This is a genomic window from Pedobacter sp. BAL39, assembly GCF_000170795.1.
Lineage (GTDB): Bacteria > Bacteroidota > Bacteroidia > Sphingobacteriales > Sphingobacteriaceae > Pedobacter.
This window is the reverse complement of record NZ_ABCM01000005.1, coordinates 325,800-336,671: the sequence shown is the minus strand read 5'-3', so window position 1 is coordinate 336,671 and position 10,872 is coordinate 325,800. Positions and strand designations below refer to the sequence as shown.

The window sequence follows — 10,872 nt, the reverse complement described above, 5'->3', positions numbered from 1 at the left end:
CCCCCTTTTTTATGAATCGCGTTCAGGTTATTTTCCTGAGCGGAACGCTTTCTGAGGTTTGTTCTTAAACTGTGGTTTTCCTGTAGAACGGATTTCCGAAGCACCAAGCATCGTCATCGCACAGCGGAACCCGATATCAGCTGTAGACTCATCCTGAGAAAGGAACCTTCTTGTTGCAGGGTTTAACCATAATGCCTGGTCGTCCCATGAACCACCTTTATAAACTCTTGATTTATCGGTAACCAGTGTAATTTCGCCATAAAGCTCATTTTCCTTGTCCCGATAGCCCCTTTGATCGGCATAGGTATTTACTGCCGGTGCCGGTTGGCTTGCCGCAGCCTGCTTTTCTGCCCAGGTTTGTTTCTTGTAAGAAGTTGCATCTGTCAGCACAGGACGGTTGTATTTATCTTTTTCAACCTTACCGGTAAGGGCATCGGCAATTTTCTTGTCCTTGTAGTAATTACCCCTGTACGGGTTAAACGCATCAGCAGCTTCGAAGGTATTCGTACGATAGACATCGGCCACCCATTCATTCACATTCCCTGCCATGTTGTACAGGCCAAAATCATTTGGCATATACGACCTTACCGCAACAGTGAGTCCGCCTTTATCATTCAGGGAACCACCTACACCCATATAATCCCCTTTGGTACGTTTGAAGTTGGCCAGGATCAATCCCCTGGTGCTCTTTTTCGCTGAGCTCAATCCAAGTCCATTCCATGGATAGATTTTATTCTCATTGATGTTTTCATACTGTGTATTGCCGATCAGTCCAAGTGCAGCATACTCCCACTCAGCTTCAGTAGGCAGGCGATAAGGTTGTTTTAGGATACCATCTTCAAGTCTTACGTTCCTTGTTGCGGTATTTTTTCCCGTCCCTGCGGCCGCGTTTGAAGGGTTCAGGTCTTTCATGGCGCGTTTACCTTTATCATCATACTGACCATTCAGGTAGATATCGGTATTGAAAGGTTCCGTAGGTCTCGCTGCCGCCGTTGTTGTTGCTGCACCTTTGGCACCGCCATTCATATCTCTGTAACTGGTCATATAACCGCGTTCGCGTAACAGGAGCTCATTCACACGGTCAGTTCTCCATGCGCAATATCTTTCTGCCTGTTCCCAGTTGACACCTACGACAGGATAATCCTGGTAAGCAGGGTGCCTCAGGTAATTGTCTACGTAGGGTTCATTATAGGAAAGCGGACGGCGCCATACCAGTGTATCTGGCGTTTCGTTGTAGTAATATTCGTAATCTTCAGGGTAGTTGGTACGGATCCAGTTCAGATATTCGAGCCAATTGGTATTGGAAACCTCGGTTTCATCCATGTAAAATGAAGATACCGTAGTTTCTCTTTTGTGGTTATAATTGCTGAGTTCCTGTCCGGACACATTAATCGCACTTCCGCCCATCACAAAAACACCACCTTCAATTTCTACTAAACCCGGACCAGGGCCACGTCTGAATTTTTTGTTTACTTCAAAGCCTCCATACTCCTGTTTGTTATAGGCAAGACCAGTTTTTTCAGAGGTAGCCACCTTGGATTTACAGGATGCAAGTGCAGCGATAAGTGCCACAGATGCAAGTGAATATAGGTATGATTTTTTCATAGAGATGATGTCCTAATACTTTAACTGTTAAAATTACATAAAAAAAGAGTTACACAACAAAAAATCAAGATGGTTTATTGAAAATAATAGTTGATAATTTACGTTGTCCAATTTTCAAAGCCGAGCATCGGGGCCTTGAATTGAGTATTACTTTGATATTATTGCCTACAATGCTAACTTGCAGTCCATAATATTTTATTTATACGGCGAATGAGTAGCAGATTGTTCAAGACTGTCTTTAGCGTATTTTCTTTAGTTACAATTTGCACAGAGCTTTCTGCACAGCTTGTTGAGTCTGGCACTGAGACGAATGGAAGCAGGCGCAATAACATTCTCACCGCAGTACCCTTTTTATTGATTACGCCTGACGCCAGGGCGGGAGGAATGGGAGACGCTGGAGTAGCAGTGCAGCCGGATGCAAATGCCATGAGTATTAACCCGTCGAAGCTAGCTTTCATAGACCGAGATTATGGATTCTCTGTCGCTTATAGTCCCTGGTTAAAAAATGTGGTGCCCGATGTCAGCCTCACTTACCTCTCCGGATATTCCAAACTTGACGAACGGAATACCATTGGAGCCTCCCTTCGTTATTTTAACCTTGGTGAAATCCAGCTGACCGACATTAGTCAGCAGGACCTGGGGTTATACACCCCTTATGAAATGGCATTAGATGTTTCCCTTGCCCGGCAGTTTGGGGAGTCATTTTCGCTTGGAACAGCAGTGAGGTATATTTATTCTAATCTTTTTTCAGGCCAGTTTGCTGCTGGTCAGCAAACAAAAGCAGGGACAGCCTTCGCGGTGGACGTATCTGCCTATTTTAAGAAACCTACGGTTTTTCTCGGACGCGATGCCGTATTGTCTGCCGGAATGAACATTTCTAATATTGGTACGAAACTGGGATATGTGGACGGAGAGAACGGGAACTTCCTGCCGACCAACCTAAAGCTTGGAGGAGCCTCCACCTTTATCATTGACGACTACAACCAGTTTACCATCGCGCTGGATTTTAATAAGCTCCTGGTGCCCACTCAGCCTGTTTATGATCAGGAAGGACGCATCCTGTCCGGAAAAGATCCCAATCGTTCTGTTACATCGGGTATTTTTGGCTCCTTTAGTGACGCGCCCGGCGGGTTTTCAGAAGAATTGCGCGAAATCAGCATGGCTACGGGCCTGGAATATTGGTATAATCAGCAATTTGGGCTGAGGGCGGGCTATTTTTATGAGAGTCCCCAAAAAGGAAACCGCCGTTATATGACTGTTGGTGCCGGGTTAAAGTATAATGTTTTCAATATAGATTTTGCCTATCTGCTTGCCAACGCCCAGAAAAGTGCGTTGGCAAATACGCTGCGATTCTCCCTGATCTTCAATTTCGGGGACTTGAAAAGCTATTGATGCCGGAACAGCAATCAAAAGATAAATTTTAGAATTAAAAAATGAAGATTAAAGTAGGTTTTGGATTTGATGTGCATCAGTTGAAAGATGGACATCCATTTGTAGTGGGTGGTGTAAACCTCGAACATCATAAGGGTGCTTACGGTCATTCTGATGCCGATGTGCTCCTGCACGCGATATGCGATGCGCTGCTGGGCGCCGCAAACCTGCGGGACATTGGGTTCCATTTTAAAAATACAGATCCGCGCTGGAAAGGAATCAGCAGTCTGATCCTTCTGCAGGAGAGTGTAAAGCTCGTAAAAGAGAAGGGTTTTGAAATTGGTAACATAGACGCCATGCTCTGCCTGGAAGCCCCAAAGATCAATCCGCATATTCCAGCCATGCAGCAACATATTTCAGCAGCCATGGGCATTGATGTAGAAGACATCTCCATAAAAGCAACTACAAATGAACACATGGGTTTTATAGGACGTGAAGAGGGGGTGGTGGCTTATGCGGTATGTCTCATCCAGAAACTTTAATCTATCCTGTTTAAACTCCCCGTTTCCCCTTAATGCAGCGGATCTTTGTCATAAAAAAAGCAGGATACCCTGAAAGTATCCTGCTCCTAAAAAACTAAAGAATTATTTATCCGGAATCCGGGTGACTACGCTTGTTTGACAAACTGTAGCTCACCAAGAATTTTAACATCTTCGCTCACCATTACACCACCGGTTTCCAACGCTGCGTTCCAGGTAAGGCCGAAATCTGTTCTGTTGATTTTGCCACTCAATGTGAAACCTGCTTTTGTATTTCCCCATGGATCAGTGGCAATACCGCCGAATTCCACGTCTAATTTTACTGCTTTGGTGATGCCCTTTACAGTAAGGTCACCATTTAAGATGTAGTCATCACCATCCTTGCTCAGTGAAGTAGAGTGGAAAGTGATTTTTGGAAACTGATCAGCATCGAAGAAATCGCCGCTTTTCAAATGGTTATCTCTGTCTGTATTTCCTGTATCAATAGAGTGGATGCTGCCTTCAAAAGAAACTGTAGCCTGATCAAAATCATCAGCTTCAGTAGTCAGTTCAGCAGTCAGGTCATTGATGCTACCTGTTACAGTCGTGATCATCAGGTGTTTCACTTTAAACTGCAGTTCACTGTGTGTAGGGTCTAAAGTCCATTTTGTAGTTGCCATAATATTGTGTTTTTAATTTTTCCTTTTTAGTACAACACAAAATTACGGCGAAGGTTTAGACCCTGCATTGATGTATGATAAGAAAGTATTATGCTTTAAAATGTTTGTTTGTCAGGTCTTTACGAACCCTGCTGAGAGATTCCGGCGTGATGCCGAGATAGGAGGCAATCATCCATTGCGGCACCCTCAGGGTAAGGTTGGGATAAAGCTGGATGAAGTTCAGGTATCTTTCTTCCGCAGTGGCACTCAGCAGCATATTTATGCGTTTCTGCATGAAGCGGATGGAGTTGTGCAGCATCGTGGTATTGAGGTTGCCCATACAAGGCACAAGTGCGACGGCCTCTTCCATAAAACCTTTGGGCATCATTACCGCTTTTGTAGGTTCAATGGCATCAATAAAAAAATCAGAGCCCTCATTAAAGAGTACGCTGTTTCTGTCGGACATCCACCATTGCTCCGGTGCAAATTGTATGATGTGTGTTTTTCCTTTATGATCGATGGAGTAACTGCGCAGCAGCCCTTCCAGCACAAAATATACCTGCGTGGTGACTTCACCTTTCATCAGCAGCATCTCATTTTTGTCAAAATGTTTTACTTTTAACTTGGTAGAGATGAGTGCAAATTGTTCGTCAGTAATGGCAACACGTTTCTGCAGGTATTCTTTGAATTGTTCCATAGGGTGGGCGACGTTCTATTTTTTTGAGGGATCGACATTGGAGAAATCAGCACCACACTTGCCACATCCCGAGGCACAGCCTCCTTTTTTTGGAGAAATGGATCTGTAGAGCATGCGACCAACGTAAAATGCCGCAGCCATAAAAAGAAGAATGACCAGTATGGTTTGAATGTCCATAACACAAAGCTAAATAAACACTGCCCCACTGCAGTCTTTAGAATGTAAATTTACAATTTCATCAGGCCAACCGTGCCGCCTACCCAATTAAAATTCTGGTTGTGGGCCACACCGATCATTTTTCCACGGCTCAGTCGTGTTACATTGACACACAATGCGGGCTCCTGTCCGTCGGGCCATAGGTACATCAACCGGACTTCTACTTTTACACCCCCTTCCGGCGACTGCACCAATGGGGCATAGTCGACCTTGCGCTGCAGTATCCAATGTTCCGGATCTGGGATTTCCTCAATATCGGCTTTTGTGACGTCGATGAGTACACCCTTTCCTGCAAATGAAAACAGCGGTTTCAGCACATAATTTTCCAGGTCTTCGGGAATCCGCTCCAGCTTGTTCAGAAAACTTGTTTCCGGAACAAAATCGCTTTTTATAAATGGCATCAGGTACTTGCTGATCCGGTAATACCAGTTGGGATGTGTAATCCATTCGATGTCGAGCCTTGTTCGTGGGTCAAAGGAATCCTCAAAAAAAACCGTTTCCAGATCGATTTCTTCAAATATCACCCGGTTATAAATGCGTTTCAGCTGTATAGACTGACCGTCCCGATGATAGAAGAGCCGGTTTCCCTTTTTTTCAATGTCTGTGATGCTAAGGACAGGAATGCCGAGCAGCTTTGAGGTCAGTTGAAAGTCGATCGCTGTTTTCTGGTTGAGTGGATCAAGGTCCATCATGGCCACTTCATGAGGTTCGTGTTTACCGATGATGAGCTCCCGGAGCATTGCGTTATAGCTAGCCTCATCAAATCCTCCGAAAAAGGGACTTAGCTCTTCCGTTAAGTTAAACTGTTCCTTATAAAACCTGGCCAGATGTGGCTGGAAGTTGTAGAGTGATGGAAATCCCTGCAGTTCGATCAACATAGGTTTCATTTTTCCTTCCCGATCCGTGGTGATGCCAAAGTCGAAACATAAAAAATGTGGGTGTTCATTTTCGCCGGGTACTTTCCACTGCTCTGGAATGGCCGGTTGGCTCAGTGTTTTAAACTCCGGTTGACGGATGAAACGGATCAGCTCATCACCCGCATCCATCAGCTGTTGCCGGAGGTCAGCAGGAATAAAAACAGGTGTTTCCGCAACGCGGAAAGGGATGTCCTGAAAGCCGTTCGCTATGGCCTTCAGGAAAGACTGATATTTTTCGGATGAAAAATTCTCATTAAAAGATTTTCTTTCTGATGGGATCATGACCGCTTCTCCTTGACGTGATCTATGGCCTCTGCCAGGAAATTAGGGATAATCAGTTGCTGGGTGAGTGAGATCCGGTCGGGATGTGTCAGGTGGATCAGCATCTCTTCATACCGTTTCAGCCCATGCTCATTGATGATGGCATTCCTGGTGTCTTCCTGCTGAAGGTAGCTGCTCATCCCTTCCGCATTTGCCTCGGGATGAAACTGTGTGCCACAGATCTCTTTTGTGAAGCGCAGCGCCATAACACAGCGTTCCATGTCTGCCTGCGGCCGTTCTTTTTCCAAAGCAAGGACAATCGCCTTTTCATTCGAGAACAGCTGGTCATCAGGGTTGGTCACCTGCCAGCTCCTGCTGTCGACACAAAAAAATGGATTCGGAAGACCTGTAAATAAAGGGTCACTATCGCCCTCCTCGGTAATAAATACCGGAAATACGCCAAATACGGGTGATTTCCTGCGTAGCAATGTACCAATGCCAAACTTGCGGCAGGCCATTTGAAAAGAATGACAGATCAACAGCATATATTTCCTTGGAAAGGGCTTTCCCGTATTGCTGCCCGCGGTGTTAAAAATCTCAATATCCTCCAGAAGCTGAAAAAAGGCGTTTTCCCAAGCCAGACCTTCTCCTTCATAAGGGCTGCCGGGGCCGCCACTGGAGATGTAGATGTCGTATTCCATACCCGGAATTTCCCCCAGTTCACGGAGGCTAAAAACCTCCACAGAAAGAGATAACGAGGCCGCATCAGCATAAGCAGTCAGGCTGTCGCAAATTCCCTGGATCCCAAGGTTGGGCATGCCATTGTTCATGTCTATTATCGCTGCGCTGATCTTTTTCCTGCCCATACTTTTTATTTTATTCCTGCAAGTGTCTGCTCGGTAATGAAATCCACAACAGACTCAAAGGATCCGCTGTTGCGGTATACCTCCAGCTGCCGGTCTGCACCCGTTCCGTTCTCCAGGATCTGGTGTACGTAGTTGATCTCCGACCGGCAGCCCAGCTCATCCACCACGTCGTCAATGAAGTCGAGCAGCTCGAGGATCAGGTTTCTGCAGTTGACCTCGATTTCCTTACCAAAATCAATCAGCTTGCCGTCGATGCCATACCGCGCTGCGCGCCATTTGTTCTCATTGATCAGCGCTCTGGAGTAGGTAATGTAATTCATGTTCTGCAATCGCAGCTTATACAACTTGGCACAAAGTGCCTGAAAAAGGGCAACAAAGGCCATCGTCTCATCCACCAGCATGGGGCAGTCGCAGATCCTGAATTCTATAGTTTCATAAAAAGGATGCACCCTGATGTCCCACCATATTTTCTTGGCATTGTCAATACTCCTGGTTTTGATCAGCAGTTTGATGTAATTGTCATAATCTTCTATACTATTGAACACATCCGGAATCCCTGTTCTCGGAAATTTATCAAAGACCTTGGTGCGAAAAGACTTGTATCCTGTATTGCGGCCCTCCCAAAAGGGGGAGTTGGTTGACAACGCAAATACATGCGGCAGAAAGTAACGCACCTGGTTGGCAATATGTATGGCAAGTTCGCGCGACTGGAACCCTACGTGGACATGCAGGCCAAAGATCAGGTTGGAGCGTGCAGCTTCCTGAAGCTCGTTGACAATCTCGTTGTAACGCGGATGCTCTGTCATCAGCTGCTTCTCCCAATGTGAAAAAGGGTGTGTGCCAGAGGCGCCGATCAGGAGCCCCTGTTCGCCGGCGAGTTGTGCCACCGTACGCCGAAGGTCGGAAATCTCACGTCTTGCCTCGTCGGTATTCCTGCAGATGCCGGTGCCCACCTCTACCACCGCCTGGTGCATCTCTGCCTTCACCTTGTCCTGATAAATCTTCTGCGCGGCCTCCACAATCTTCTGATCATGAGAGCAAAGTTCGCGGGTGACCGGGTCGATCACCATGTATTCTTCTTCTACGCCAAGTGTGAAATCGTTGATCATGCTGCCGCTGCTTGTTCCTGTGTATACACAAAGGTAGAACGATTTTATATATAGTTGCCATACCTGTGTCTTTGCAGATGAAACATTTCATTATTTGCTCTTAACTAATTGATTGATATGTTGATAATAAATCCTATCTTTGCGCCAAAATTTACTACGCATTGTATGCAAAAAATAAGAAATATAGCTATCATAGCACACGTTGACCACGGTAAAACTACATTGGTTGATAAGATCTTACACTCTTGTTCTATCTTTCGTGATAACGAGCAGACCGGAGATTTAATTCTTGACAACAACGACCTGGAGCGTGAGCGTGGAATTACCATCGTTTCAAAAAACGTGTCAGTACAATATAAAGATGTAAAAATCAATATTATTGATACTCCTGGTCACGCCGATTTCGGTGGTGAGGTAGAGCGTGTACTGAAAATGGCTGATGGGGTGTTGTTGTTGTGTGATGCTTTTGAAGGTGCGATGCCTCAAACTCGTTTCGTAACTCAGAAAGCTTTGGCATTAGGTCTTAAACCAATTGTTGTTGTCAACAAAGTGGATAAAGAAAACTGCCGCCCGGAAGAAGTTTACGAGCAGATCTTCGAATTGTTCTTCAACCTTGAAGCTACAGAAGAGCAGTTAGACTTCCCTGTAATTTACGGATCCTCAAAACAAGGATGGATGAGCACCGACTGGAAAGTGCCTACTACAGACATCTTTGCATTATTGGATGCTGTTGTTGCCAACATTCCTCCTGCACCTACCAACGACGGTACCCTTCAGATGCAGATCACCTCTTTAGATTATTCTTCTTTCGTAGGTCGTATCGCTATCGGACGTGTACACCGTGGTGTGATTAAAGAAAACCAACCGGTAACGTTGATCAAACGTGATGGTAAAGTTGTAAAAACAAGAGTAAAAGAATTATATACATTCGAAGGTTTAGGTAAGATCCGTACTACAGAAGTGAAGTCTGGCGACATCTGTGCTGTTGTTGGTATCGATGGTTTCGATATTGGTGACACCATTGCAGATTTCGATGCGCCGGAGCAACTGCCGGTCATCAAAATTGATGAGCCTACGATGAACATGTTGTTCACCATCAACAACTCACCATTCTTTGGTAAAGAAGGTAAATTTGTAACTTCTCAGCGTATCAGAGAGCGTCTGTACAAAGAGATGGAGAAAAACCTTGCCCTGAAAGTAGTAGAAACAGAATCTCCTGATGCTTATCTGGTATACGGAAGGGGTATTCTCCATTTATCAGTATTGATCGAGACCATGCGTCGCGAAGGTTATGAGATCCAGGTAGGACAACCACAGGTTATCGTTAAAGAAATTGACGGTAAAAAATGTGAGCCTATTGAGACACTGATTGTTGATGTTCCGGGTGAAGTTGCTGGTAAAGTAATTGAGCTGGTTACACAACGTAAAGGTGAATTGCTGATCATGGAGCCAAAAGGAGATTTACAACACCTTGAATTTGAGATCCCTTCACGTGGTATCATCGGTTTGAGAAACAATGTTCTTACTGCAACTGCCGGTGAAGCCATCATGGCACACCGTTTCAAGTCTTACGAGCCTTGGAAAGGTACCATCCCTGGAAGGATGAATGGTGTATTGGTTTCTATGGATAAAGGTAATACAACTGCTTATTCTATCGATAAACTGCAGGATCGCGGACGTTTCTTCGTTGATCCGGGTGTAGATATCTATGAAGGGCAGATCCTTGGAGAGCACATCCGTGACAATGACTTGGTCATCAACATCGTTAAAGGTAAAGCATTGACCAACATGCGTGCTTCAGGTACAGATGACAATACGCGTATTGCTCCAGCCATTAAATTCTCTCTTGAGGAAGCAATGGAGTACATCCAGGCTGATGAGTACATCGAGGTAACTCCAGTCAGCATGCGTCTGCGTAAGATCTATTTAACGGAAAATGAGCGTAAAATCAACGCTAAAAAATTCCAGTAAGCTGAATCATCCTGTAAAAACAGGTGTCTTATGATATGAAGAAGCCCCTGAGCAATCGCTCAGGGGCTTCTTCTTGTAATGGCATTTCAAGAATCCTGTTGCTCAGATGTTCCTAAACATGCTGATGCTCATGCACACCTTCTGCAAATTCTTCTACAATTTTGTCATTGAATGCAGGAAGGTCATCCGGGCTCCGGCTGGTGACGAGCCCCTGGTCCACCACCACTTCCTCGTCCTGCCAGATCGCTCCAGCATTTACAAGGTCTATTTTGATGGTTTTTGTAGAGGTCAGTGTCCTTCCTTCTACCACTTCCGCGCTGATCAGCACCTGTGGCCCATGACATATTGCTGCTACCGGTTTGCCGGCAGCAAAAAAGTCGCGCACAAATTTCAGCGCATCTTCGTTTTTTCTTAATGAGTCCGGGTTGAGTACTCCTCCTGGGATGAGCAGCCCGTCATAGTCTTCGGCATTTACTTCTGCCAGCGTCCTGTCGACATCTACCTTGATGGTCCATTCATGATCGCCTTTCATCGCCTGGATCTGTCCCTCCGAGGAGGATATGATGTGTACCGTGGCATCTTCTTCTTTCAGTCGCTGTACCGGGCTGGTCAGCTCTGTTTCTTCGAAACCGTTTTCTGATAGAACGGCTATGGTTCGATTGCTTAATGTTCCCATATTCTT

The 10,872-nt window shown here is 45.4% G+C and carries 11 protein-coding genes; 3 read left to right on the top strand and 8 right to left on the bottom strand.

Annotated elements, in window-relative coordinates:
* Positions 1-27: 27 nt before the first annotated feature.
* The gene (locus PBAL39_RS09425; protein WP_008240684.1) at positions 28-1,605 is read right to left on the bottom strand and encodes an SUMF1/EgtB/PvdO family nonheme iron enzyme; all 1,578 of its coding nucleotides are present in this window, start codon (positions 1,603-1,605) and stop codon (positions 28-30) included.
* A 210-nt stretch (positions 1,606-1,815) separates the two neighbouring features.
* Here PBAL39_RS09425 and porV point away from each other — a divergent pair, with 210 nt between their 5' ends.
* Together porV and ispF are read left to right on the top strand one after the other, a co-directional pair.
* The gene (porV, locus tag PBAL39_RS09420) at positions 1,816-2,997 is read left to right on the top strand and encodes a type IX secretion system outer membrane channel protein PorV (RefSeq protein WP_008240682.1); all 1,182 of its coding nucleotides are present in this window, start codon (positions 1,816-1,818) and stop codon (positions 2,995-2,997) included.
* A 41-nt stretch (positions 2,998-3,038) separates the two neighbouring features.
* The gene (ispF, locus tag PBAL39_RS09415; RefSeq protein ID WP_008240680.1) at positions 3,039-3,518 is read left to right on the top strand and encodes a 2-C-methyl-D-erythritol 2,4-cyclodiphosphate synthase; all 480 of its coding nucleotides are present in this window, start codon (positions 3,039-3,041) and stop codon (positions 3,516-3,518) included.
* A 125-nt stretch (positions 3,519-3,643) separates the two neighbouring features.
* Here the strand turns inward: ispF and PBAL39_RS09410 are convergent, their stop codons facing one another.
* The 6 genes from PBAL39_RS09410 to PBAL39_RS09390 form a co-directional block, all read right to left on the bottom strand.
* On the bottom strand, positions 3,644-4,174 hold the full coding sequence (locus tag PBAL39_RS09410; RefSeq protein WP_008240678.1) for a YceI family protein: 531 nt from the start codon (positions 4,172-4,174) through the stop codon (positions 3,644-3,646).
* 88 nt (positions 4,175-4,262) lie between these two features.
* Complete coding sequence (locus PBAL39_RS09405) at positions 4,263-4,850, bottom strand: Crp/Fnr family transcriptional regulator (protein ID WP_008240676.1); 588 nt, start codon at positions 4,848-4,850, stop codon at positions 4,263-4,265.
* A gap of 15 nt (positions 4,851-4,865) precedes the next feature.
* The gene (locus tag PBAL39_RS25025; protein ID WP_008240674.1) at positions 4,866-5,027 is read right to left on the bottom strand and encodes a FeoB-associated Cys-rich membrane protein; all 162 of its coding nucleotides are present in this window, start codon (positions 5,025-5,027) and stop codon (positions 4,866-4,868) included.
* Between the two features lie 50 nt (positions 5,028-5,077).
* Positions 5,078-6,265, bottom strand: coding sequence for a hypothetical protein (locus PBAL39_RS09400; protein WP_008240672.1), 1,188 nt, complete (start codon positions 6,263-6,265; stop codon positions 5,078-5,080).
* A complete protein-coding gene (locus PBAL39_RS09395) occupies positions 6,262-7,110 on the bottom strand; it encodes a type 1 glutamine amidotransferase (RefSeq protein WP_008240669.1) in 849 nt (282 codons plus the stop codon). The genes PBAL39_RS09400 and PBAL39_RS09395 overlap by 4 nt, the downstream gene beginning before the upstream one ends.
* A 5-nt stretch (positions 7,111-7,115) precedes the next feature.
* Positions 7,116-8,219 (bottom strand): carboxylate-amine ligase, encoded by a 1,104-nt coding sequence (locus tag PBAL39_RS09390; RefSeq protein ID WP_008240667.1) that lies wholly within the window; start codon positions 8,217-8,219, stop codon positions 7,116-7,118.
* 165 nt (positions 8,220-8,384) lie between these two features.
* Here PBAL39_RS09390 and typA point away from each other — a divergent pair, with 165 nt between their 5' ends.
* Positions 8,385-10,190: a translational GTPase TypA gene (typA, locus tag PBAL39_RS09385; protein WP_008240666.1), complete on the top strand. Its 1,806-nt coding sequence runs from the start codon at positions 8,385-8,387 to the stop codon at positions 10,188-10,190.
* 112 nt (positions 10,191-10,302) lie between these two features.
* On the opposite strand, the gene PBAL39_RS09380 is transcribed toward typA, so the two are convergent.
* The gene (locus PBAL39_RS09380; RefSeq protein ID WP_008240664.1) at positions 10,303-10,866 is read right to left on the bottom strand and encodes a type 1 glutamine amidotransferase domain-containing protein; all 564 of its coding nucleotides are present in this window, start codon (positions 10,864-10,866) and stop codon (positions 10,303-10,305) included.
* Positions 10,867-10,872: the final 6 nt, after the last annotated feature.